This window comes from Actinomadura napierensis, from assembly GCF_039529375.1.
GTDB classification, from domain to species: domain Bacteria; phylum Actinomycetota; class Actinomycetes; order Streptosporangiales; family Streptosporangiaceae; genus Spirillospora; species Spirillospora napierensis.
On sequence record NZ_BAAAMR010000004.1, the window covers coordinates 119099 to 143303 of the forward strand.

General features: G+C 71.7%; 21 protein-coding genes. 11 read left to right on the forward strand and 10 right to left on the reverse strand.

Translation table 11 applies throughout. The annotated features are described in order from the left end of the window. Positions 1–21: 21 nt before the first annotated feature. The 3 genes from ABD296_RS04255 to ABD296_RS04265 are packed head-to-tail and all read left to right on the forward strand — an operon-like array spanning position 22 to position 4809. Complete coding sequence (locus tag ABD296_RS04255) at positions 22–3063, forward strand: glycoside hydrolase family 38 N-terminal domain-containing protein (protein WP_344261619.1); 3042 nt, start codon at positions 22–24, stop codon at positions 3061–3063. After that, positions 3060–4295: an enolase C-terminal domain-like protein gene (locus ABD296_RS04260; protein ID WP_344261621.1), complete on the forward strand. Its 1236-nt coding sequence runs from the start codon at positions 3060–3062 to the stop codon at positions 4293–4295. The genes ABD296_RS04255 and ABD296_RS04260 overlap by 4 nt, the downstream gene beginning before the upstream one ends. A gap of 43 nt (positions 4296–4338) precedes the next feature. Next, positions 4339–4809, forward strand: coding sequence for a GNAT family N-acetyltransferase (locus ABD296_RS04265; RefSeq protein WP_344261623.1), 471 nt, complete (start codon positions 4339–4341; stop codon positions 4807–4809). Between the two features lie 169 nt (positions 4810–4978). Here ABD296_RS04265 and sodN read toward each other — a convergent pair whose 3' ends face one another. After that, positions 4979–5377, reverse strand: coding sequence for a superoxide dismutase, Ni (gene sodN, locus ABD296_RS04270; protein ID WP_344261625.1), 399 nt, complete (start codon positions 5375–5377; stop codon positions 4979–4981). A 208-nt stretch (positions 5378–5585) separates the two neighbouring features. Here sodN and sodX point away from each other — a divergent pair, with 208 nt between their 5' ends. Continuing rightward, positions 5586–5999, forward strand: coding sequence for a nickel-type superoxide dismutase maturation protease (sodX, locus tag ABD296_RS04275; RefSeq protein WP_344261627.1), 414 nt, complete (start codon positions 5586–5588; stop codon positions 5997–5999). Positions 6000–6072: 73 nt separating this feature from the next. Here sodX and ABD296_RS04280 read toward each other — a convergent pair whose 3' ends face one another. Further along, positions 6073–7263, reverse strand: a complete 1191-nt coding sequence (locus ABD296_RS04280) for an NAD(P)-dependent malic enzyme (RefSeq protein ID WP_344261629.1) — start codon at positions 7261–7263, stop codon at positions 6073–6075. 353 nt (positions 7264–7616) lie between these two features. Here ABD296_RS04280 and ABD296_RS04285 point away from each other — a divergent pair, with 353 nt between their 5' ends. The 4 genes from ABD296_RS04285 to ABD296_RS04300 all read left to right on the forward strand — a co-directional run bounded on the left by ABD296_RS04285 (position 7617) and on the right by ABD296_RS04300 (position 11301). Continuing rightward, complete coding sequence (locus ABD296_RS04285; protein ID WP_344261631.1) at positions 7617–8519, forward strand: ABC transporter substrate-binding protein; 903 nt, start codon at positions 7617–7619, stop codon at positions 8517–8519. A gap of 4 nt (positions 8520–8523) precedes the next feature. Further along, positions 8524–9435: an amino acid ABC transporter permease gene (locus ABD296_RS04290; protein ID WP_344261633.1), complete on the forward strand. Its 912-nt coding sequence runs from the start codon at positions 8524–8526 to the stop codon at positions 9433–9435. A gap of 53 nt (positions 9436–9488) precedes the next feature. After that, positions 9489–10241, forward strand: a complete 753-nt coding sequence (locus tag ABD296_RS04295) for an amino acid ABC transporter ATP-binding protein (protein ID WP_344261733.1) — start codon at positions 9489–9491, stop codon at positions 10239–10241. A gap of 91 nt (positions 10242–10332) precedes the next feature. Continuing rightward, on the forward strand, positions 10333–11301 hold the full coding sequence (locus tag ABD296_RS04300) for a zinc-binding dehydrogenase (protein WP_344261635.1): 969 nt from the start codon (positions 10333–10335) through the stop codon (positions 11299–11301). Between the two features lie 75 nt (positions 11302–11376). Here the strand turns inward: ABD296_RS04300 and ABD296_RS04305 are convergent, their stop codons facing one another. The 6 genes from ABD296_RS04305 to ABD296_RS04330 form a co-directional block, all read right to left on the reverse strand. Next, on the reverse strand, positions 11377–12111 hold the full coding sequence (locus tag ABD296_RS04305; protein ID WP_344261637.1) for a PadR family transcriptional regulator: 735 nt from the start codon (positions 12109–12111) through the stop codon (positions 11377–11379). Position 12112: 1 nt separating this feature from the next. After that, positions 12113–12937: a DUF4097 family beta strand repeat-containing protein gene (locus ABD296_RS04310; protein ID WP_344261639.1), complete on the reverse strand. Its 825-nt coding sequence runs from the start codon at positions 12935–12937 to the stop codon at positions 12113–12115. Positions 12938–13035: 98 nt separating this feature from the next. After that, positions 13036–13215, reverse strand: coding sequence for a DUF6104 family protein (locus tag ABD296_RS04315; RefSeq protein WP_208241248.1), 180 nt, complete (start codon positions 13213–13215; stop codon positions 13036–13038). Positions 13216–13312: 97 nt separating this feature from the next. Further along, positions 13313–17026: a multifunctional oxoglutarate decarboxylase/oxoglutarate dehydrogenase thiamine pyrophosphate-binding subunit/dihydrolipoyllysine-residue succinyltransferase subunit gene (locus tag ABD296_RS04320; protein ID WP_344261642.1), complete on the reverse strand. Its 3714-nt coding sequence runs from the start codon at positions 17024–17026 to the stop codon at positions 13313–13315. 262 nt (positions 17027–17288) lie between these two features. After that, positions 17289–17960, reverse strand: coding sequence for an AIM24 family protein (locus ABD296_RS04325; protein WP_344261644.1), 672 nt, complete (start codon positions 17958–17960; stop codon positions 17289–17291). Between the two features lie 107 nt (positions 17961–18067). Further along, complete coding sequence (locus ABD296_RS04330; RefSeq protein WP_344261646.1) at positions 18068–18988, reverse strand: glutathione S-transferase family protein; 921 nt, start codon at positions 18986–18988, stop codon at positions 18068–18070. Positions 18989–19254: 266 nt separating this feature from the next. Here ABD296_RS04330 and ABD296_RS04335 point away from each other — a divergent pair, with 266 nt between their 5' ends. Further along, a complete protein-coding gene (locus ABD296_RS04335; RefSeq protein ID WP_344261648.1) occupies positions 19255–19944 on the forward strand; it encodes a DedA family protein in 690 nt (229 codons plus the stop codon). 54 nt (positions 19945–19998) lie between these two features. On the opposite strand, the gene ABD296_RS04340 is transcribed toward ABD296_RS04335, so the two are convergent. After that, complete coding sequence (locus ABD296_RS04340) at positions 19999–21081, reverse strand: NAD(P)H-dependent amine dehydrogenase family protein (RefSeq protein ID WP_344261650.1); 1083 nt, start codon at positions 21079–21081, stop codon at positions 19999–20001. 270 nt (positions 21082–21351) lie between these two features. Here ABD296_RS04340 and ABD296_RS04345 point away from each other — a divergent pair, with 270 nt between their 5' ends. Further along, positions 21352–22254, forward strand: coding sequence for an SDR family oxidoreductase (locus tag ABD296_RS04345; RefSeq protein ID WP_344261652.1), 903 nt, complete (start codon positions 21352–21354; stop codon positions 22252–22254). Between the two features lie 4 nt (positions 22255–22258). Next, positions 22259–23056, forward strand: a complete 798-nt coding sequence (locus ABD296_RS04350; protein ID WP_344261654.1) for an enoyl-CoA hydratase/isomerase family protein — start codon at positions 22259–22261, stop codon at positions 23054–23056. A 59-nt stretch (positions 23057–23115) separates the two neighbouring features. On the opposite strand, the gene ABD296_RS04355 is transcribed toward ABD296_RS04350, so the two are convergent. Next, positions 23116–23958 carry a hypothetical protein gene (locus ABD296_RS04355; protein ID WP_344261657.1) on the reverse strand — a complete coding sequence of 281 codons (843 nt, stop codon included), beginning with the start codon at positions 23956–23958 and terminating at the stop codon, positions 23116–23118. Positions 23959–24205: the final 247 nt, after the last annotated feature.

Below are 24205 nucleotides of genomic sequence, written 5' to 3' on the forward strand. Positions count from 1 at the left end.
AGTCGTTCTGAAAGGACATGGATGACCAGTCGGCTCCTGACGGAGAGCCTCGGTTCCCCGGACTACGACGGAATCCGCGCCGCCCTCCGCCACGACACCTCCACCGAGGTGCTCGCGGTCCGCGGGCTGTCGGTGCGGGCGGCGGTGGTCCCGCTGTTCAGGCGGGACGCGGCCGGCGCGCTCCGGCAGGCCGTCCGGATCGAGGCGGGCCCCGGGCTGGCGCTGCGGCTCGGCGACGCCGAGGAGCGCACCGACGCCGCGGGCCGGGCGACCCTGCTCGTCCCGGCCGTCGACGCCCCGCGCCGCCTCACGCTGGAGGTGCGGGACGGCGCGGGCCTCGTCGGCGCCGCGCCCCTCGACGTCACGCCGCAGCGCAAGTGGAGCGTCTTCGTCGTCCACCACTCGCACCTGGACATCGGCTACACCGACACCCAGGGCACCGTCCTGCGCCACCACCTGGACTACCTGGACGCGGCCCTGCGGCTGTCCCGGGAGACCGACGGCCGGCCCGACGACGCCCGGTTCCGCTGGTCGGTGGAGTCGTCGCTGCCCGCGCTGCGCTGGCTGGCCACCCGGCCGGACGACATGGTCGCCGAGTTCGTCGACCGGACCCGCAGCGGGAACATCGAGGTCACGGCGTTCCCCATGCAGCTGCACACCGAGGCGTGCTCGACCGACGAGCTGTACCGGCAGCTGCGGTTCGTGGAAGACCTGCGCAGCCGGCACGGCATCGACGTCCGCTCGGCGATGCACACCGACATCCCGGGCGCGGTGGTCGGCGTCGTCGACGCGCTGAACGCCGCGGGCGTCCGCTACCTGGCGGCGGCGCACAACTGGGCGGGACGGTCCGTCCCGTACATCACCGGCGGCGACAAGCTCGGCCGCCCGTTCCGCTGGCGGGCGCCGAGTGGCCGCGAGCTGATCGTGTGGTTCACCGACACCCCGCACGGCATGGCCTACATGGAGGGCAACACCGTCGGGCTCGTCGACGGCTACGACCTCGCCGAGGACCTGCTGCCGCGCTACCTGTCCTCCCTCGCCGACCGGCCCTACCCGTACGGGCCGGGCACCTTCGGCTGGTACGCGGCGCCCGGCCAGGTCGGCGCCGACAAGGCCCCCGACGTCCTCGACGCGGTGCACCTGCGGGTGCAGGGCGCGCACGCCGACAACGCCGGCCCGTCGATCATGCCCGCCGACATCGCGCTGCGTTGGAACGCGACATGGGAGTACCCGCGGCTGCGGACGGCGACCAACGCCGAGTTCTTCGAGCACGTCGAGGAGCACCACCGCGACCGGCTCCAGGTCCACGAGGGCGACTGGACCGACTGGTGGGCCGACGGCCTCGGCTCCGGCGCCCGCCCGCTCGGCCACGTCCGGCGCGCCCAGAACGTCCTGCGCACCGCCGAGACGCTGCACGCCCTCGCCGGCGCCGAGGCCGAGGGCCTGGACGACGCCTACGACAAGGCGGCCCTGTTCGACGAGCACACCTGGGGCGCGGCCAACCCGTGGGAGGACGCCGAGGAGGGCAACGACTCCGGCGGCCTGCAGTGGACCCGCAAGTCCGCGGTCGGCTACCAGTCCTACGACGACGCCCTCGACCTGCTGCAGGCCGGGGCGCGGCGGTTCGGCGCCACGCTCGGGCCCGCGCCGGACGCGCTCGCCTCGTTCGCCGTCCTGAACCCCGGCAGCGCCACGCGCACCGACGCCGTCCGCGCCTTCCTGCCGCGCGACGTGGTGCCCGTGGACGTCCCCGTGACGCTGCTCGACGCCCGCACCGGCGAACCGCTGCCGCACCACGAGGAGGAGGTCGACCCCGACGAGTGGCCGACCCGCCCCATCGGCCGCCACCTGGAGGCCGTCGTCCCTGACGTCCCCGGCATGGGCCGCGTGCGCCTCGACGTCGTGCGCGGCGAGGCCCCCGCGCCCGAACCGGTCGACCTCGGCCGCGACGGCGTGATCGAGAACGAGTACTACCGCGTCACCTACGACCTCGCCGAAGGCCACCTCTCCTCGATCTTCGACAAAACCGCCGGACGCGAGCTGGTGAACGCCGACGCCGCCGCCGGGTTCGGCCAGTACGTCTACGACCGGTACGCGACCGCGCCCCACTTCAACCACATGTCCGGGCACATGCTCGTGCACGACAGGACGCTCCTCGGCGACCGCGCCCTCGGCCGGCACGCCGCCGTCGTCAGGTGTGAACGCACCGCCGTGGGAGAACGCCTCATCGTGGAGCTGACCGGAAAGGGCGTCGACTGGATCCGCACGACCCTCGACCTGCACGCGGGCGTACCGCGCCTCGACCTGCGCTTCCAGCTCGGCAAGCAGCCCACGGCGACCAAGGAGGCGGTCTTCTTCGCCTTCCCGTTCGCGGCCGGCGGCCCGCCCGCGGCGTGGGAGCTGACCGGCGGCGTCGGCGGCACCGGCGTGCCGAGCGTCCCCGGCTCGGCCGAGCACATGCGCCCGATCCGGCACTGGGTCGCGTTCGAGGACCCCGACCTGACCGTGGCGTGGGCGACGCTGGAGGCGCCCCTGGTCCAGTTCGGCTCCATCCACATGCCGTACGCGCCGTTCCCGCCCACCCTCGACGACGAGCCCGCCACCGTCTACTCCTGGGCGCTGAACAACATCTGGGACACCAACTTCCCGTCCCAGCAGCAGGGCGAGACCACCTTCCGGTACGCCGTCGCGTCCGCCGCCGGCGGGCTCCCGGGCCGGCGGCTCGGCGCCCTCGCCGCCGCCGGGCTCACCGACCCGTTCGTCGCGACGCTGGCGACCGGGACCGGACCGGCGGAGCCGATGGAGGCCTTCGCGTCCGTCGACGACCCCGACGTGCACGTCACCTCGATCGGGCGGGACGGCGGCGACCTGGTCGTCCGGCTCCGCTCGCTCGCCGCCGCACCCGTCGAGACGACGCTGGCCGTCCCCGGGATGCGCCGCGCGCTCGTCGACTCCGGTCTCGGCCGCGACGCCGCGGAGGCGCCCGTCCGGGACGGCGCCGCGACCGTCCGCCTGCCCGCCTGCGGGATCGTCGCCGTCACGGTGAAGGGGAACGCCAAGTGAAGATCACCGACATCCGGGCCACCACCGTCGCGGTCCCGCTGGAGGCACCGCTGCTGCACAGCAACGGCGCGCACTGGGGCCGCTTCGTCCGCACGATCGTCGAGGTCGAGGCGGACAACGGCCTGGTCGGGCTGGGCGAGATGGGCGGCGGCGGGCAGAGCGCCGAGGACGCGTTCCGCGCGCTCGCGCCCTACCTGGAGGGGCACGACCCGTTCGAGCTGGAGGCCCTCCGCTTCAAGATCGCCAACCCGACGGCGAGCCTCTACAACAATCGCACCCAGATGCTCGCCGCCATCGAGTTCGCCTGCATCGACCTGGTCGGCAAGCACCTCGGCGTGCCCGCCCACGACCTGCTCGGCGGCCGGGTCCGCGACAGCGTCCCGTTCGCGTCCTACCTTTTCTACCGCTACCCGGGCGCGGACGGCCGGACGCCGGAGGTCCGCACCCCCGAGCAGCTCGTCGCGCACGCCCGCGACCTCAAGGAGCGGCACGGCTTCGCCGTCCACAAGCTGAAGGGCGGCGTCTTCCCGCCCGCCTACGAGCTGGAGTGCTACCGGGCGCTGGCCGAGGCGTTCCCGGACGACCGGCTGCGCTACGACCCCAACGCGGTGCTGAGCCTCGACGAAGGACTTCGGTTCGCCAAGGCCATCGAGCACCTCAACAACGACTACCTCGAAGACCCCGTCTGGGGCCTGGAGGGGCTGCGGCTCGTCCGCGAACGGGTGACGACCCCGCTCGCCACCAACACCGTCGTCGTCAACTTCGAGCAGCTCGCCACCAACGTGCTGCACCGCAGCGCGGACGTGGTCCTGCTCGACACCACGTTCTGGGGCGGCATCCGCGCGTGCGTGAAGGCCGCCGGGATCTGCGACACCTTCCAGCTCGGGGTGTCGGTGCACTCGTCGGGAGAGCTCGGCATCCAGCTCGCCACCATGCTGCACCTCGGCGCCGTCCTGCCGAACCTCACCTACGCCGCCGACGCGCACTACCACCACCTCGCCGGCGACGTCATCGAGGGCGGCCCGTTCCAGTACGCGGACGGGCGGATCGCGGTGCCGTCCGGGCCCGGCCTCGGCGTCACGCTGGACCGTGACAAGGTCGCCGAGTACGCGGAGCTCTACCGGGAGCTCGGCGACTACCCGTACGACCGCGACCCGGGCCGCCCCGGCTGGTACCCGCTCGTCCCGAACGAGCGGTGGGCCGACCCGGCGGCGCCGCTCACCGCGCTCTAGCCCCGGACCGGCGCACCCGGCGGCCTGGCATAGCCTTTTCGGCATGATCCGCCCTGCCGCCCCCGACGACGTCCCCGCGATCCTCCGGCTCATCCGCGAACTCGCGGAGTACGAGCGCGCCCTGCACGAGGTGAAGGCCACCGAGGCGCAGCTGAAGGAGCGCCTGTTCGGCGACGACCCGCGCGTCCACGCGCTCATCGCCGAGCACGAGGGCCGCGTCGCGGGCTTCGCCGTGTGGTTCCTCACGTTCTCCACGTGGAACGGCACCCACGGGATCTACCTGGAGGACCTGTTCGTCGACCCGGACGTCCGCGGCCACGGCTACGGCAAGGCCCTGCTCACCGAGCTCGCCCGCATCGCCGACGAGCGCGGCTACGAACGCGTCGAGTGGGCAGTGCTCGGGTGGAACAAGCCCGCCATCGGCTTCTACGAGTCCCTGGGCGCCCGCCCCCAGGACGAGTGGACGACCTACCGCCTCACCGGCGAAGCCCTCACCAAGACCGCCCGCTCCTGACGGAGAGTGTTGGTACAGTCACGCCATTAGCCCCGCCGAGGGCGGGGATGGTTCGATCGCCGAGATCGACAAGAGCTTGTGGGATACGTCGGCCCCGCGGAAGCGGGGATGCGATCCGGAAAGGCCGAGGCCCGGTCCCCAACGGACCGGGCCTCGGTGTTGCGCCTGGTCAGGCCTGCTTGGTCTCGGTGAAGATCTTCGCAATTTCGTCGATCTTCGCGAGCAGGTCGTCGGCGATCTTGGGGTCCATGCTGCCCTTGGTGCCGGAGGCGCCGGCGAGCTTGGTGGCCTCGTTGAACAGCTGGTGCAGCTGCGGGTACTTCTCGAAGTGCGGCGGCTTGAAGTAGTCGGTCCAGAGCACCCAGAGGTGGTGCTTGACCAGCTCGGAGCGCTGCTCCTTGATCAGGATCGCGCGGGCGCGGAACTCCGGGTCCTCGTTGGCCTGGTACTTCTCGGCGATCGCCTTGACCGACTCGGCCTCGATCCTGGCCTGCGCCGGGTCGTAGACGCCACACGGCAGGTCGCAGTGCGCGGAGACCGTGGTCTTCGGGCGCAGAAGCTTGAACACCTGCGATTCCTTCCCTCGTTGCGGATCATGCTCAGGGCACCGACATTACCCTTGTGCTCCCGGGCCCGTCCGGCCAGGGCGCTCGGTAATTCGGCCTAGGACCGGGCCGCGGCGCGACCCGGAACCCTTCCCCAGTGATGGTGACCCGTGGCCGCGCGACTATGCGGCCGAACGCGCGAAAGCGCCGTGCAGGAAGGCGAGGAGAGCGATGCGGATGCGCCACCCGGTGGCCTGGACGCTCGGCGGGGCGGTGCTGCTGGCGCTGGCCGGGACGCGCGGGCGGCTGCGGACGGTCGCGGTGACCGGCGACTCGATGCTGCCGGGGCTGGCGCCGGGGGACTGGCTGGTGGTGCTGGCGGGCGCCCGGCCGCGTCCCGGGGACGTCGTGGTGGCGCGGCACCCGGAGCGCGCGGACGTGCTGATCGTCAAGCGGGTGGCGCACCGCTCCGGGGACGGCTGGTGGCTGGAGAGCGACAACCAGCGGGCCCGGGGCCGCCGCGACAGCTGGGACTTCGGCGCGGTGCCGGAGTGCCGGGTCCTCGGCCGGGTCGTGGCGCGGTACTGGCCGTGGCGGCGGGTGTCCGTCCGCCCGTGGGCCGGTCGGGCCGCGGACGGACGGTAGCGGCGCGGCCCGCGTCCCGTGGTGGGGACGCGGGCCGCGCATCACGCCGCGCTCTATCTGGCGGGACGCGGGGTCAGACGCGGTTGACGCCCTCGGCGCGGGCCTGCGCGGCGACCGCGGCGGTGACGGCGGGCGCGACCCGGTCGTCGAAGGGGTTGGGGATGATGTAGTCGGCGGTGAGGTCGTCGCCGACGATGCCGGCCAGCGCGTTCGCGGCGGCGAGCTTCATGCCCTCGGTGATGGAGTGCGCGCGGACGTCCAGCGCGCCCCGGAAGATGCCGGGGAAGGCGAGCACGTTGTTGATCTGGTTGGGGAAGTCGCTGCGGCCGGTCGCGACGACCTTGGCGTGCCGGCGCGCGACGTCGGGGTGCACCTCGGGGGTGGGGTTGGAGAGGGCGAACACGATCGCGCTGTCGGACATGGTGGCGACGCACGACTCGTGGACGGTGCTGCCGGACAGGCCGATGAACACGTCGGCGCCGCGCAGCGCCTCCTCGGTGGAGCCCTTCAGGTGGGACCGGTTGGTGATCGCGGCGATCCGCTGCTTGACGGGGTTGAGCCCGTCGCGGCCCTCGTGGATGAGGCCCTTGCTGTCGGACAGCGCGATGTCGCCGATGCCGGCCTCGATGAGGATCGTGGAGACGGCGATGCCGGACGCGCCGGCGCCGGCGACGACGGCGCGCAGCTCCGACAGCGGCTTGCCGACGAAGCGGGCGGCGTTCTTCAGCGCGGCGAGCGCGACGATGGCGGTGCCGTGCTGGTCGTCGTGGAAGACGGGGATGTCGAGGGCCTCGCGGAGCCGGTCCTCGATCTCGAAGCAGCGCGGGGCGCTGATGTCCTCGAGGTTGATGCCGCCGAAGCTCGGCGCCAGCCGGATCACGGTGTCGACGATCTCGTCGACACCGGTGCAGTTCAGCGCGATCGGCACGGAGTCGACGTCGGCGAACTCCTTGAACAGCAGCGACTTGCCCTCCATGACGGGCATGGAGGCGGCCGGGCCGATGTCGCCGAGGCCGAGGACGGCGGTGCCGTCGGTGACGACGGCGACGACCTTGGAGGTCCAGGTGTACTCGTAGGCGAGCTCGGGGTTGTCGGCGATGGCCGTGCACACCCGGGCGACGCCGGGGGTGTAGGCGAGGGACAGATCGTCCTTGTTGCGGACCGGGATGGTCGACCGCATCTCCAGCTTGCCGCCGCGGTGCAGCGGGAAGGCCGGATCGTCGTCCAGTGAGAGCGGTTCGGTGGGAATGGGCTCGGCAGCCACAGCGACCCCTGTCTGAAAGTTGGCTTTCGGGCGATGCCGCCGCGGTGGTGTGGTCTGGTGGCCGTCACCTGGTGGACATCTCGCGACGTACGGGGGTCACCCGTTGTCCGATTGTGCCATACGGGGTGCCGCCGATCCGGGGGACGTGGCGGTGGCGGCCGTCACTGATCGCCACGGACGGTAACGTGATCTTCGCGTACAGTGCTGGGACGCAGGGTGGCGGCGCGGGCGCCGGGCTGCCTCGTTGTCCGATTGTGTCGGACCCTTTATCCGCATTGGGTCGTGTGTGCGCCAAAATGTGCACTTGACCTCAGGATCCATGCGGATCCGACGCAACCACTGGAGGGGGACCTGTGATCACCGGTTCTCTGCGCCGCCGGGCCATCGCGGCCGGCGCGCTCGTGCTGACAGGCGCCCTCGCCCTGTCGGCCTGCGGCGACGACAACGATTCCGGCGGCGGCACCGCGCCGAAGACCAGCGCGGACGCCAAGCTCGCGGCCCTGGTGCCGGCCGCCGTCAAGAGCGACGGCAAGATCATGGTCGGTTCGGACGCGTCCTACCCGCCCAACGAGTCGGTCGACCCGGCCACGCAGAAGATCCACGGCTGGGACGTGGACCTGTTCACCGCGGTCGCCGGCAAGCTCGGGCTGAAGGTCGAGTTCCAGAACGCGGGCTTCGACACGATCATCCCGGGCGTCCAGTCCGGCAAGTACGAGGTGGGCGTCTCCTCCTTCACCGACACCAAGGAGCGCGAGCAGGCCGTCGACTTCGTCACCTACTACTCGGCCGGCACCGCCTGGGCGACGCTCAAGGGCAACCCCAAGGGCGTGAACCCCGACGACGCGTGCGGCAAGTCCATCGGCGTCCAGCAGGGCACCGTGCAGGTCGACGACCTGAAGAAGCGCAGCCAGAAGTGCGCCGCCGCGGGCAAGCCGGGGATCAAGCCGGTCGTCCGCAAGCAGCAGACCGAGGTCAACAACGACCTGGTCGCCGGCAAGGTGGACGGGATGGCCGCCGACTCGCCGATCGTCGGCGACGCGGTGAAGAAGACCGGCAAGCTGGAGATCATCGGCCAGGTCTACGACACCGCGCCGTACGGCTACACCATCGGCAAGAACTCCGGCCAGCTGAAGGAGGCCGTGCAGGGGGCGCTGAAGGCGCTCATCGCCGACGGCACCTACAAGAAGATCCTCACCGAGAACGGCGTGGAGAGCGGCGGCATCACCGATCCGGTGATCAACGGCGCGACGAGCTGATCGGATGACGGTCGACAACGAGGTCGAGAAGGGGCGGCCCGAAGCGATCCGGGCCGTCCCGGTCCGGCACCCGGGCCGCTGGGTGGGCGCGGCGGTCATCGCGGTCCTGGTCGCGATGTTCGTCCACTTCCTGCTCACCAGCAAGTCCCTGGACTGGTCGGAGCAGTGGAAGTACCTGTTCTCCGACGCGGTCCTGAAGGGCGTCCGCAACACCATCTGGCTGACGCTGGCGGCGATGCTCGGTGGCGTGGTGCTCGGCATCATTCTCGCCCTCATGCGGATGTCGTCCAACCCGCTGCTCAGCGGCGCGGCGTGGGTGTACCTGTGGTTCTTCCGCGGGACCCCGCTGTACACGCAGCTGCTGATCTGGGGCGCGATCGGCAGCCTGTTCCCGACCCTGAGCGTCGGCGTCCCGTTCGGTCCGGAGTTCCACACCTGGAAGACCCAGTCGCTGATCAACGTGGCGATCGCCGCGGCGCTGGGACTGATCCTCAACGAGGCCGCCTACATGGCGGAGATCGTCCGGGCGGGGATCCTGTCGGTGGACGAGGGCCAGCAGGAGGCGGCGAGCGCGCTCGGCATGTCCCGCGCGCAGACGATGCGCCGGATCGTGCTGCCGCAGGCGATGCGGGTGATCGTCCCGCCGACCGGCAACGAGGCGATCTCGATGCTGAAGAACACCTCGCTGGTGGCGGCCGTCCCGTACTCGGAGCTGACCTTCACCGCGCAGACCATCTACGCCAGCACCTACAAGATCATCCCGATGCTGGTGATGGCGTGCCTGTGGTACCTGCTGATCTCCTCGGTGATGATGATCGGCCAGTACTACCTGGAGCGCCACTACAGCCGGGGGACGAGCCGGGGCGAGGCGTCCCGGCAGCGGCTCCGCTTCCGCGGCGGCGGGGGCGCGCAGTGAAGGGGGGCGCCGTGACCGACCTCACGAAGCAGGAGCCCGCCGGCGCGGGGCCCATGGTCAGGGCCGAGCAGGTGCACAAGTCGTTCGGGCGGCTCGAGGTGCTCAAGGGCATCGACCTGGAGGTCATGCCGGGCGAGGTGATGTGCGTCATCGGCCCGTCCGGGTCCGGCAAGTCGACGTTCCTGCGCTGCATCAACCACCTCGAGAAGATCAACGCCGGGCGGCTGTGGGTGAACGGGCACCTCGTCGGCTACCGGCAGGTCGGCGAGAAGCTGCACGAGCTGCGCGACCGGGAGGTCGCCGCGCAGCGCCGCGAGATCGGCATGGTGTTCCAGCGGTTCAACCTGTTCCCGCACATGACGGCGCTGGAGAACGTCATGGAGGCGCCCTGCCGGGTGAAGCGCAAGGCCAAGGCGCAGGCGCGCGAGCAGGCGGTCGCGCTGCTCGACCGGGTCGGCCTCGGCGACAAGGCGCAGAGCTACCCGGCGCAGCTGTCCGGCGGGCAGCAGCAGCGGGTGGCGATCGCGCGGGCGCTGGCCATGGAGCCGGCGCTGATGCTGTTCGACGAGCCGACGTCCGCGCTGGACCCGGAGCTGGTCGGCGAGGTGCTGGAGGTCATGAAGCAGCTCGCGGTGGACGGCATGACGATGGTCGTCGTCACCCACGAGATGGGATTCGCCCGCGAGGTCGGCGACTCGCTCGTCTTCATGGACGGCGGCGTCATCGTGGAGAAGGGCACGCCCCGCGAGGTGCTGAACAACCCGCGGCACCAGCGCACGCAGGACTTCCTGTCCAAGGTGCTCTGACCGCGGAGCGCCGCGGCGCGTGTTCCGGACGGCCCGCCCCCGCCATGGGGGCGGGCCGTCCGGCGTTCCGGCGGGCGGTTAGCGTGTGTCCATGTTCGCTGTCACGGCCACACAGATCGACGCAGACCATCCGCTGAACGGGCTGACGCTGGGGGAGCGGCCCGATCCCGAGGCGCCGGACGGCTGGACGACCGTCACGGTGAAGGCCGCCGCGCTCAACCACCACGACCTGTGGTCGCTGCGCGGCGTCGGGCTCCCCGCCGACCGGCTCCCGATGATCCTCGGCTGCGACGCCGCGGGCGTCGACGAGGACGGCAACGAGGTCATCGTGCACTCGGTGATCGGCGACCCGGACCGGGGCGGCGGCGACGAGACCCTCGACCCGAAGCGGTCGCTGCTGTCGGAGCAGTACCCGGGGACGCTCGCCGAGAAGGTCGCGGTGCCGCGCCGCAACCTCGTCCGCAAGCCGGCGGAGCTGTCGTTCGCGGAGGCCGCGTGCCTGCCGACGGCGTGGCTGACCGCCTACCGGATGCTGTTCGACAAGGCGGGCCTGCAGCCCGGCTCGACGGTGCTGGTGCAGGGCGCGGGCGGCGGCGTCGCGACCGCCGCGATCGCGCTGGCGTCGGCGGCCGGGTTCCGGGTGTTCGCGACGAGCCGCAGCGAGGCCAAGCGCAAGCGCGCCCTGGAGCTCGGCGCGGACGTCGCGGTCGAGTCCGGCGCGCGGCTGCCCGAGCGGGTCGACGCGGTCATCGAGACGGTAGGCGAGGCGACCTGGTCGCACTCGCTGAAGTCGCTGCGGCCCGGCGGCCGGATCGTGGTGTCCGGCGCCACCAGCGGCCAGGTGCCGCCCGCGGAGCTGAACCGGGTGTTCTTCCTGCAGCTCCAGGTCGTCGGCTCCACGATGGGCACCCGGGAGCAGCTGGAGCGGCTGGCGCGGTTCCTGGTCAAGACGGGCACCCGCCCGCTGATCGACCGGACGCTGCCGCTCGCGCAGGCGCGCGAGGGCTTCGCCGCGATGGCCGAGGGCGACCTCTTCGGCAAGATCGTCTTCACCCCGTAGCCGTCGAGTTGCGGCGAGTCGTCGTTATGGGACGCCTCGTAACGACGACTCGCCGCAAGTCGACGACGGGGCGGGTCAGTCGCGGGCGTCGATGTCGCGGTCGAGGATCTCGGTGCGGAGCCGGTCGCGGGTCTCGTCCAGGAGGGCCTGGACGGCGGTCAGGTCGTCGTCGCTGAGGCGGGACGGCTTCGCGGCCTTGCGGACGTCCTCGACGAACCCGCGCAGCAGCCGCTCCAGCTTCAGGCGGGCGATGTCGTCGCGGCTGCCGGTCGCCGTCTTCCAGGCGTCCTCCCAGTTCTGCCGCCACTCCTCCTTCCACGCCTGCTTCTGCTCGCGCCAGAAGTCCTTCTGCCGCCGCCACTCGTCCTTCTGCCGGCCGGTGGTCTCCTTCCACGCCTCCTTGGACGTGGTCTTGCCCTGGTCGCGCATCGTCCGCGCGGCCTCCGTCAGCTCCTCGCGCAGCGACCGGACGGTCTGCCGGACGTCCTGCTGGACGCCGCGCGCGAACTCCTGCGCGGAGGCGGTGATCTCGTCCTCCAGCTCGGCCAGCTCGTCCATCCGGCGCTCCAGCTCCTCGCGGCCCTTGCCGGTCAGCGAGTAGACCTTCTTGCCCTTGACCACCTCGTGGGTGACCAGGCCCTCGGCCTCCAGCCGGGCCAGCCGCGGGTAGATCGTCCCGGGGGAGGGCGAGTACACCCCGAGGAACCGGTCCTGCAGGATCCGGATCACCTCGTAGCCGTGCCGCGGGCTCTCCTCCAGCAGCTTCAGCAGGTACAGCCGGAGCCGGCCGTGGCCGAAAACGGGGCTCAACTCACTTCTCCATTCGCGGGGTGCGGATCTTCGGGGCGTCGTCCTCGCGGCCGAGCAGGGTGATCGAGCCGGACACCGAGTTGACCGACAGCCGCCCCGACCCGTCGCCGATCTTGCCGGAGACGGTGGTGGCGACGGCCCGGTCGGCCCGGCCGAGCTCGGGGAACGACGTCTCGATCCGGCCGGCGGCGGCGTTCAGCGACACCCGGGCGCCGGCGGACCCGGGGACGCGCAGCGCGACCTCCCCGGAGACGGTGTTGACGTCGACGCGGCCGTCGCCGACCAGGTCGACGTCGGCGGCGATGCGGCCGCTGACGGTGCGGGCGGTGAGCTGCTCGACCGCGCCGCCCGCCAGCGCCAGGTCGCCGGAGACGGAGGTGAACGACACCGTCCCGTCCAGGCCCTGCGCCTCGATGTCGCCGGACACCGTGTTGGCGTCGACCCTGCCGGTCACCCCGTCGAGCGTGATCCCGCCGGACGCGCACTTGATCGACGTGCGGGCGGTCAGCCCGGTGATCAGCGCGTCGGCGGACACCAGGTTGACCGTGACGGGGCAGTCGTGCGGGACGGTCACCGTGATCGCGACGCGGGCCCGGTGGGTGCGCAGCCAGCTCAGCACGCCCTCGAAGAGCCGCTCATGGGTGATCGTCAGCATCCCGGCCTCGTGCGCGATCGCCAGCGGCGGCCCCTCGATCTCGCCGATCATGACGGACGGCCGCTCGTCGGAGGCGAGCACGGAGACGTTCCCGGCGATCAGCGTGGTGCGCAGCGCGACCACGCCGTCGAAGTCCAGGGTGGCCGGTTCGTCGATCGTCCAGCGCGACATCGCCTCTTGCCCTTCGTCCGAGCGTCCTGTCCCCTGACACGATATGTCGCGTCAACGAAAAGTCAAGATGTATCGCGATTCCGGTCCGCCGGACGGCGTCAGTCGTCGTCCTCGTCGTCGAGGCGGGCGAGCCAGGTCGCCAGGCGGTCGACGGGCGTCTCGAACTCGGGGTTCAGGTCGACGAACTCGCGGAGCCGCTCGGCCAGCCACGTCAGGCTGACCTCCTCGGCGCCCCGGCGCTCGGTGAGCTCCTCGATGCCCCGATCGGTGAAGTACATCCGGATTCATTCCCTCTAACGCAGCCGCTCCGCGTCCCCCGCCGCGGCGGGGGGACGCGGAGCGGCATGTGCCTGCCCGTCTACGTCGGTGACGGCGTCAGAACAGCCTGGACAGCAGAGCCTCCTGCTCGGCCTGGTGCAGCTTGGCCGAGCCCACCGCGGGCGAGGAGGACGCCGGGCGCGACACCCGCGACATCTTCAGGCCCTCGATGTGGTGCGGGAGCTTCAGCGCCATGAACGGCCAGGCGCCCATGTTCGCCGGCTCGTCCTGGACGAAGACGACCTCGACGCCCGACGGGTACTTGGCCAGCTCCGCCTTGATCTCGTCGACCGGCGGCGGGTAGAGCCGCTCGACCCGGACGATCGCGGTGTCGTTCGCGCCCGCCGCGTCGCGGGCCTTCGCCACGTCGTAGTAGATCTTGCCGGTGGTCAGCAGCACCCGCCTCACGCCCGCCGGGTCCACCGCCGGGCTGCTCTCCGGGATGACCGGCTGGAACGCGCCCGAGGTGATCTGCTCGACCGGCGACGTCGCCGCCTTCAGCCGCAGCAGCGACTTCGGCGTGAACACCACCAGCGGCTTGCCGCGGGAGGCCCGCACCTGCCAGCGCAGCAGGTGGAAGTAGTTCGCCGGCGTCGTCGGGTAGGCGACCGTCATGTTGTCCTGCGCGCACAGCTGCAGGTACCGCTCGATCCGCGCGGACGAGTGGTCGGGCCCCTGGCCCTCGTAGCCGTGCGGCAGCAGCAGCACCAGGCTGGAGCGCTGCCCCCACTTCTGCTCGCCGGACGAGATGTACTCGTCGACCACCGACTGGGCGCCGTTGGCGAAGTCGCCGAACTGCGCCTCCCACGCGACCAGCGCGTCCGGGCGGGTCATCGAGTAGCCGTACTCGAAGCCCATCGCCGCGTACTCGCTGAGCAGCGAGTCGTGCACGTAGAACTTCGACACGCCCTGCCCGAACTGCTTGAGCGGGGTGTGCTCCTCGCCGGTCTTGCGGTCGACGAGCACCGCGTGCCGCTGCCCGAACGTGCCGCGCCGGGTGTCCTGCCCGACGAGCCGAACCGGGTGGCCGTCCATCAGCAGCGAGCCCATCGCCAGCAGCTCGCCGGTCGCCCAGTCGATCGCGTCGTCCTCGATCATCTGCGCGCGGCGCTGCAGGATCGGCTGCAGCCGCGGGTGCGGGGTGAAGCCCTCCGGCAGGCTGACCTGCGTCTCGATGATCCGCTTCACGGTCTCCTGCGGGATCGCCGAGCCGGCCTTGCCGTGGTCGATCGGGATGCGCTCCTCGACGTCCGGCTTCACGACCGAGCCCGGCTCCAGGGGCTTCTTCACGGCCTCGCGGGTCTCGGTGAAGGCCCGCTCCAGCTGCTCCTGGTAGTCGCGCAGCGCCTGCTCGGCCTCCTCGACCGTGATGTCGCCGCGGCCGATCAGCGCCTCGGTGTACAGCTTGCGGACCGAGCGCTTGGCGTCGATCAGGTCGTACATCAGCGGCTGGGTGAACGAGGGGTTCTCGCCCTCGTTGTGGCCCCGGCGCCGGTAGCAGACCATGTCGATGACGACGTCCTTCTTGAACGTCTGCCGGTACTCGAACGCCAGCCGCGCGACCCGCGCGCACGCCTCCGGGTCGTCGCCGTTGACGTGGAAGATCGGCGCCTGGATCATCCGCGCCACGTCGGTGGCGTACACGCTGGACCGCGAGTACTCCGGCGCGGTGGTGAACCCGACCTGGTTGTTGATGATCACGTGCACGGAGCCGCCGGTGCGGTAGCCGCGCAGCTGCGACAGGTTCAGCGTCTCGGCGACCACGCCCTGCCCGGCGAACGCGGCGTCGCCGTGGATCAGGATCGGCAGCACCGTGAACCCGGCCTCGCCGACGTCCAGGAGGTCCTGCTTGGCGCGGACGACGCCCTCCAGCACCGGGTCGACCGTCTCCAGGTGGGACGGGTTCGCGACCAGCTCGGTGTGGATCTTCGAGCCGTCGTCGGCGACGAAGTCACCGGACGCGCCCAGGTGGTACTTCACGTCGCCGGAGCCCTGCGCGCTGCGCGGGTCGAGGTTGCCCTCGAACTCGCCGAAGATCTGCCCGTAGGACTTGCCGACGATGTTGGCGAGCACGTTCAGCCGGCCGCGGTGCGCCATCCCCATGACGACCTCGTCCAGGTTCTCCTTCGCCGCCGCGGAGATCACCGAGTCCAGCAGCGGGATGACCGACTCGCCGCCCTCCAGCGAGAACCGCTTCTGCCCGACGAACTTGGTCTGCAGGAACGTCTCGAACGCCTCGGCGCTGTTCAGCCGGCGCAGGACGTGCAGCTGCTCCTCGCGGGACGGCTTCTCGTGCGGGACCTCGACGCGCTCCTGGATCCAGGCGCGCTCCTCCGGGTCCTGGATGTGCATGTACTCGATGCCGACCGTCCGGCAGTACGCCATCCGCAGCACGCCGAGGATGTCGCGCAGCTTCATGGTCGGCTCGCCGCCGAACCCGCCGGTCGCGAACTCGCGCTCCAGGTCCCACAGGGTGAGGCCGTGCTTGAGGATGTCGAGGTCGGGGTGGCGGCGCTGCTTGTACTCCAGCGGGTCGGTGTCGGCCATCAGGTGGCCGCGGACCCGGTAGGCGTGGATCAGCTCGTGCACCCGGGCGATCTTGGCGACGTCGTCCTCGTGGCCGGCGGAGATGTCCTTGACCCAGCGCACCGGCTCGTACGGGATGCGCAGCGCCTCGAAGATCTCGTCGTAGAAGCCGTCCTCGCCGAGCAGCAGCTGGTGGATGCGGCGCAGGAAGTCGCCGGACTGGGCGCCCTGGATGATCCGGTGGTCGTAGGTGGAGGTCAGCGTCATGACCTTGCTGATCCCCATCCGGGCCAGCGTGTCCTCCGACGCCCCCGCGAACTCGGCCGGGTACTCCATCGCGCCGACGCCGATGATCGTGCCCTGGCCGGGCATCAGCCGCGGCACCGAATGCACCGTTCCGATGGTGCCCGGGTTCGTCAGGCTGATCGTGGTGCCCTGGTAGTCCTCGATGGTCAGCTTGTTGCCGCGCGCCTTGCGGACGATCTCCTCGTAGGCGGCCCAGAACTGGCGGAAGTCCAGCGTCTCGGCGGCCTTGATGCTCGGCACGACCAGCTGCCGGGAGCCGTCCGGCTTCTGCAGGTCGATCGCCAGCCCGAAGTTGACGTGCTCCGGCCTGACCAGCACCGGCTTGCCGTCCACCTCGGTGAACGCGGCGTTCATCTCGGGCATCGCCGCGAGCGCCTTGACGATCGCGTACCCGATGAGGTGCGTGAAGGAGACCTTCCCGCCGCGGCCGCGCTTGAGGTGGTTGTTGATGACGATGCGGTTGTCGATCAGCAGCTTGGCCGGGACGGCGCGCACGCTCGTCGCGGTCGGCACCGCCAGGCTGGCCTCCATGTTGGTGGCCGTCCGGGCGGCGACGCCGCGTAGCCGCACCTCCTCGGCGCCGGCCGGGACCGGCGGCGGCGCCGGCCTGTCCGCCTTCGCCGCGGGCTTGGCCGCCGGCTTGGCGGGGGCCTTCGGCGGCGAAACCGGCGGCTGCGGTGTCGGCGGAGCGGCCGCGGTGCCGTTGGCGGCCGCGCCGGCCGCCGTTCCGGTGCTCGTCTGGGGTGCGCCGGGGGACGCGGGGGTCACGGACGACGGCCGGGTGTCCGGCTGGTAGTCCGCGAAGAAGTTCCACCAGGCTTCGTCAACCGAGTTGGGGTCTTCGAGGTACTTCTGGTACAGCTCGTCGACCAGCCACTCGTTGGCACCGAAATCTGTGATCTTTGGGTCGGCACTAGTTTGCGACGACTCTGTCGACACGGCGGAGATCGCCCTCTTCCGCAGCTCGCAGGTGAGATAAGAGACCTATCAAGGCTACTCGCACTTGACCTCTTCCCATGCCAGCGCGTAGCGATTGCGCTCCATTCCCCGGCGGCCACAGGGATCTTGCCGAAGCCGGGGCCGCGCCTCCGACAAGATCCGCCGCCCCGGAAGGTGACCGAGGTCACCCAGCGGTCGCACGCACTGCCCGTTGAAGGGAGGGCCCCCCAGGGCCCGACCGCCGAGGGCGGTGCAGGACAACTCAGTGGGTGTGCGGGGGCACCGTGGGGCCCTCGCTGGCCTGGACGAGGACGAAGCCCTGGCCCTGGTAGGCGAGCTGCATGGCCTCGCCGCTGCCGCGGCCGATGAGCGCGGCGGCCTTGAAGGTGCGGTTGACGCCGACCTGCAGGCTGGTGCTCCACGCCACCGCGGACTGGCCGTCGGCGAACGTGGGGGCGCGGCCGCAGTCGAGCATGACCGGGGTGCCGTGCGTGGTGAGCGCCACGAAACCGGTGCCCTGGAGAGTGGTGTTGAACAGGCCGCCCGCGGCGATGCCCGCGCCCTGGACGCGCTGGATGTCGGACTGCAGGTGCGAGTCGTAGGCGAGGATGTTGGCGCCGTTGACGGTCAGCCCCTCGTTCTCCAGGTAGAACAGGTGGATGTCGGCGGCGTCGTGCGCGGCGAACAGCAGGCCCTGCCCGCGCACGCGCATCAGCGGGACGCCCTCGCCGGTGACGGCCTTCTTGATGAACTTGCCGATGCCTCCGGCGCCCTCGTAGTCGAACTCCATCTGGCCCTGGAAGGCGACCATGGAGCCCTGCCGGGCCAGGACGTCCCCGTTGAGGTGGACGCGGAGCATCTTGGAGTTCTGGAGGGCGAAGTGACCGGGGAGCTGCTGCCCCTGGTCCATGTTTCCGAAGAACTGGCTGCGCATAGTCGGGGGTTCTGCCTCTCACATCGTGATCGTTCCGGAGGTCCGCCAGCATAACGACGGTGTGTGACCGGTACGACGTGAAGTGAGCGGCGTTCGGTTCCCGGCCGTCAGCCCCGGTCCGGCGCGTCGCGGCCGTGCGGGGCCGTCCAGTCGGTCAGCGGGCCCTTCGGGACGACGCCGGACGGGTTGATGTTGCGCTGCGTGACGTAGTAGTGCCGCTTGATGTGGTCGAAGTTCGTCGTCCCGCCGAACGCGGGCACCGAGTAGAGGTCGCGCGCGTACGCCCACAGGTTCGGGTAATCGACGAGGCGGCGCAGGTTGCATTTGAAGTGCGCGTAATAGACGGCGTCGAAGCGGGCGAGCGTCGGGTAGAGGCGGACGTCGGCCTCGGTGATGCGGTCGCCGAACAGGTAGCGGCGCCCGGCGAGCCGTTCCTCCAGCCGGTCGAAAGTGGCGAAGAGCGCGTCGAAGGCGTCCTCGTAGGCGTCCTGCGCGGTGGCGAACCCGGCCTTGTAGACGCCGTTGTTCACCGTGTTGTAGACGAGGTCGTTCAGCTCGTCGATCTCGGGCCGCAGCGCCTCGGGGTAGAGGTCGGGCGCGCCGGGGCGGTGGAACGCGGTGAACTCGGTCTCCAGCATCGTGGTGATGTTGGGGAAGTCGTTGGTGACCAGGCGTTCCGTCTCGGTGTCCCAGATGCACGGGACGGTGTAGCGGCCCTCGAACGACGGGTCGCTCGCCAGGTACAGCTCCGACAGGAACACGGCGCCGGTCACCGGGTCGCGGTCGGGGAACCGCCAGCCCCGCTCGTCCCGGATCGGGTCGACGACGGCCACCGGCAGTGCGTCCTCCAGGCCCAGCAGCCCCCGGACGATCAGGGAGCGGTGCGCCCACGGGCAGGCGTAGGAGACGAACAGCCGGTAGCGGCCGGGCTCGGCGGGGTGGCCGCTCGACCCGTCCGCCGTGATCCGGCCGGTGAACCGGTTCGGCTGACGGACGAAGCGGCCCCGCTCGACTTCCTGTGCGGTCATGTCCGGTTCCTTCCGAAAGTCGGCGCCGCGGTGCGACCTCTGGGGAGGCGCGCCGCCCGGCGGCTGCGACCCGGGGAGGAGACGGGCGCCTGGTCCGCGCACCGCCTCGGCCACCGGCAAGTCGTCCTTTCGGGGGATCCTGGCGCACCGGCCCCGCGCATACGATAACCGTCGGGGGCCCGCGTCAAACGGGCGCCGACCGCATGGCACGCAGCAGGGGGCCGGCCGCCGGAGACGGCCCCGGACGGACGAGATGGCGGGGGACCATGCTCGAGACTTTCAACAGCCTGACGGACGGTCTGCCGCCGGGCCTGGTCTACGGCCTGATCGCCGCACTGGTGTTCGCCGAGGCGGCGCTGTTCGTCGGGTTCGTCTTCCCCGGCGAGACGGCGGTGGTGGTCGGCGGCGTGCTGGCCAGCCAGGGCACGCTCTCGCTGCCGCTGCTGCTGGTCATCGCGGTCATCGCGGCGGTCGCCGGCGACTCGGTCGGCTACGAGATCGGCAAGAAGTACGGGCCGCGGCTGCTGGACATCCGCGCGGTGTCCAAGCACCGCGCGAAGGTGGAGGCCGCGCAGGACCTGATCAGGCGGCGCGGCGCCGTGGCGGTGTTCATCGGCCGCTTCACGGCGCTGCTGAGGGCGCTGATGCCTGCGCTGGCCGGCAGCTCCCGGCTCCCGTATCCGAAGTTCCTGCTGTTCAACTTCCTCGGCGGCCTGACCTGGGTGGTCACGTTCACGCTGGGCGGCTACTTCGCCGGGGAGGCGTTCGACCGCGCCGCGCAGTGGGCCGGTCGCGGGCTGGCGATCGGGATCGCGGTGATCGCGGTCGTCGCGATCGTGGTGTGGAGCGTCCGCAGGCACCGCCGCGACGCGCAGGAGGAGGCCGGGGAGGCCGGGGAGGCCGGGGAGGCCGACGGCGCCGGGGCGGAGTCCCGCGTGGAGCAGACCCTGCCGTAGCGGTCACCGGGCCCTAGCGGTTACAGGGCCCTAGCGGTCACAGGGCCCTGGCGGTCAGAGGCCGCCGGGAGCGGGGATCTCCATCCGGCCGGTGACCGGCGGCAGGTCCAGGTAGGTGCGGATGCCGGGCTCGGCGGCGCACAGGACGGGGATCGTGTTGAGCGCGTGCGCCGCGGCGGCCGAGACCTCGTCGGACACCCACTCGTCGTCGGTGGTGAAGGTGATGGACGGCCGGCCGTGCACCCGCACGGAGTGGCCGGGGTCCCCCCAGTCGGGGATCCGCGCGGCGTCCGCCTTGTGGATCACCTCGACGCTGATCACCGGGCGGCCGCCGGCCAGCCCGCTGAACGTCCAGCGGGCCGCGGCGACCGTGCCGCGCGGGATCCGGCCGGCGGTGACCTCCAGGTCGGTGCCGGCGAGCCGATGGTCGACGTCCACGTCGATCTCGTCCAGGTCCACGCCGAGCCCGGCGGCGACCAGGTGCAGGCTCTCGGTGTAGAGCGAGCGCATCGCGGTGCGGGCGGGGCGCAGCGAGCGCAGGTACCCGTCCTCGTCCCGGCCGAAGCCGAGCATGTGATGGACCATCCGCCAGGACGGGTGGCGGGCGAAGTCGGAGCACTCGCGGGAGTAGACGTGGGTGATGCGGCGGGTCAGCCGCGACAGCACCAGCGGCATCACGTCCGCCATGAACCCGGTGTTGAAGCCGGTCCCGTGCACGGAGGAGCCGCCGCGCTTGCAGGCCTGCTCCAGCTCGTTCACCAGGGCGGGGCCGTGCGCCTGCGGGTAGACCAGCCCGTTCATGCAGATCACGTTCTTGCCGGACGCCAGCAGCGCGCAGACGGTGTCGAGGTCGCCGAGCGGGTCGCCGGCCCGTCCGGGCGCGTACACGACGCAGTCGGCGTCCAGGGCGAGGACGGTGTCGAGGTCGCGGGTGGCGGTGACGCCGGTGGGCGGGCGGCCGGCCAGCAGCCCGGCGTCCGCGCCGTCCTTGGCCGGGGTGTGCACCCAGACGCCGGCGAGCTCCAGGCCGGGCCGGTCGAGCACGCCGCGGATCACCGCGCGGCCGAGCGTCCCGGTCGCCCACTGCACGACGCGGTACGGGCGGGGGCTCGTGCTGGGCGCGTCGGCAGGGCTCATCGGGACGGGACCTCCGGTGTCGAGGCGGCGCCTGTGCGGACCGGGCCGGGTTGCGCGGGTGGGTGTGGACACTACGCCGTAGGTCCCGGGAAATGCGGCATTTGTCGCAAGTTTCGCTGAAGTCCCAGCGCCCCCGGCGCTTGCTCGCGTCACACGGCGGGGAGGCCTCCGAGGGGGCCGCGGCCGAGCGGGATTCGGTTTAGTGGTACCACTGGGTAACCCCCGGATGATTACCTGGGGGCGTAGTCGGTGCGATGTGAGGAGACAGAGATGTCGGAACTGCGCTACGACGGCCGTGTCGCGGTCGTGACCGGGGCGGGCCACGGCCTCGGCCGCCAGCACGCGCTGGAGCTCGCCGCGCGCGGTGCGAAGGTCGTCGTCAACGACCTCGGCGGCGACCGGTCCGGTGTCGGCGCCTCCGCAGGCCCCGCCCAGGAGGTCGTGGACGAGATCAAGAAGAACGGCGGCGAGGCCGTCGCCAACCCCGACAACGTGGCGACCCCCGAGGGCGCGCAGGCGATCGTCAAGACCGCGCTGGACGCGTTCGGCAAGCTCGACATCGTCGTCAACAACGCGGGCATCCTGCGCGACAAGTCGTTCAAGAACATGACCGTCGAGGAGTTCGACTCGGTCATCGCCGTGCACCTGCGCGGCTCGTTCCTGGTCTCCAGCGCCGCCTGGCCGCACCTGCGCGACAACGCCTACGGCCGCATCGTCAACACCTCGTCGCCCGCCGGCCTGTTCGGCAACTTCGGCCAGGCCAACTACGCCACCGCGAAGATGGGCCTCGTCGGCCTCACCAAGACCCTCGCGCAGGAGGGCGCCAAGTACAACATCAAGGCCAACGCGATCGCCCCCGTCGCCTGGACCCGGATGACCGAGGACCTGCTGCCCGCCGACTTCGCCGACAAGCTCGGCGTCGACCAGGTCACCCCGCTCGTCGCCTTCCTCGTGCACGAGTCCAACGAGGACACCGGCGAGGTCTACACCGTCGGCGGCGGCCGGATCGCGAAGATCTTCGTGGCGGAGGGCCCCGGCTACGGGCAGAAGGAGACCCTCTCCGTCGAGGCCGTCCGGGACAACTGGGCCGCGATCAACGCCGCCGAGCCCCTCGCGGTGTTCAAGAACCCGATGGAGCAGATGGGCCCGCTCATCCAGCAGCTGACCTCCTGAGCCGTTGGACGGGATCAGGCTCGACCGGCGGGACGGGGTGCTCACCATCGCCCTGTCCCGCCCGGATCGGCTCAACGCCGTCGACGGCGCGCTGACCGAGCGGATGCTGGACGTCCTCAACGAGCTGCCGCGCGACCCGGAGACCCGGGTCGTCGTACTCACCGGGGACGGCCGCGGCTTCTGCTCGGGCATGGACATCCAGGGCGGCGACCCGGGCCGGGAGACCAAGGAGGGCCGCGCCCAGCGGCTCTACCGCGGCATCGCCCGCGGCGGCGAGGTCACCGCGCGGCTGCGGGAGATCCCGCAGCCGGTGATCGCGGCGCTGCACGGCCCCGTCGCGGGCATGGGCGTCTCCTGGGCGCTCGCCTGCGACCTGCGGGTCGCCGACCCGACCACCCGGTTCGTCGTCCCATTCGTCAACCTCGGCCTCTCGGCGGGGGACTGCGGGCTGTCCTGGCTGCTGCCGCGCCTGGTCGGCCCGGCGAAGGCCGCCGAGATCGCCTACCGGGCGCAGCGCCTCGACGCGGCCCGCGCCGAGTCCCTCGGGCTCGTCACCGAGATCTGCGCGGAGGGCGCCGACCTCGCCGCCGCGCAAACCCTCGCCGACGAGCTGCTGGCCAAGTCCCCGTACGGGCTGAGCCGCACCAAGGAACTGCTGAACATGTCCTTGGACGTCCCTGGCCTGCGCCAGCAGATCGCCGCGGAGACCGGCGTCCAGGCCCTGGCCTTCTTCACCGAGGACCTCGCCGAAGGCATGACCGCCACCCTGCAGAAACGCCCACCCGAGTTCAAGAACCGCTAGCCATCCCACACCTCCGGCCGGGCCCCCGAAAGGACCCGGCCGGAGGCGTACGAACCGGGCTAGTCGGCCAGGGCCATGGAGAGGGCCTCGACGTAGCGGAGGGCGGCCAGGCGGGCCAGGGCGGGGTGGGCGCCGAGGGGGGACGCGTGGGCGGCGCCGACGGCGGCGGCCGCGGCGGGCACCAGACGGCCCTCCGGCTCGGGGCCGATGAGGTGCGGCGCGACGGCGACCGACGCGGCGCCGGCGGCGCGCAGCTGCTCGGCGGCGGCGAGGTCGCCGCCCTCGTCGGCGAGGGAGGCGGTGGAGACGGGCGCGGCGAGCCGGGAGGCCAGCAGCACGCTGGTGACCTCGGCCAGCCGGACGGCGTTGGCGTCGCCGGGGGTGGCGACGATGACGCCGGTCGCGGCGGTCACCATCGTCATCATCCGGATCCGGTCGGCGCGGGCGAGGCCGGCGTCGGCGAGCCGGTCGTGCAGCGCCTCGGCGATGAGCGGGTGCGCGCCGAGCCGCTCGGCGGCGACGGCGGGCAGCGGGGCGGAGGCGACGGCGGCGCGGACGGCGGCGTCCAGTGCCGGGTCGGGCCCGGTGGACAGCGGCACCACCACGGCCGCGAGCTCGTCCTGCGGCGCGCGGATCCCGCCGAGGAGGGCGCGCAGGTGCCCCTCGTCGCCGTCCAGATGCCCGACGTAGGCGGGCTGGCCGGTGTGCTCGATCTCGACGAGCCTGGCGAGCTCGGCGGCGAGATCGGCGCCGCCCTGCCGGGCGTGGCCGGGTACGGCCAGGATGAGCGCGGGGGATCCGGGGGGGAGCAGGAAGGATTCGTCGCCGCGATGTCGGCCGCCGCGGGGGGCGCGGCGGCGTCGCGACGGAAGTGCCTCGGATGCCTGGCTTTCGGGACTCACGGCGGGAATGGTAACGCTCCCGGGGGCGGGAGTCGGCCTCCCGCTCCGGCCGTTCGATCCGGGCGCGCCGTGGCTGCCTGTACTGATCGTCGGTCTCCCTCCCGTGCCGGGCCGCGATCGGCGGGCGAAACAGCAGAGTATGGCCCATCGGCGCCCCGCAACAGAGGGAAATGACGCAGATGTTCCGATTTGTCGCTAACTGATGCGAGTTCGGAATATGGACGAAAGGTGGCCAAGGGGTTGCGGA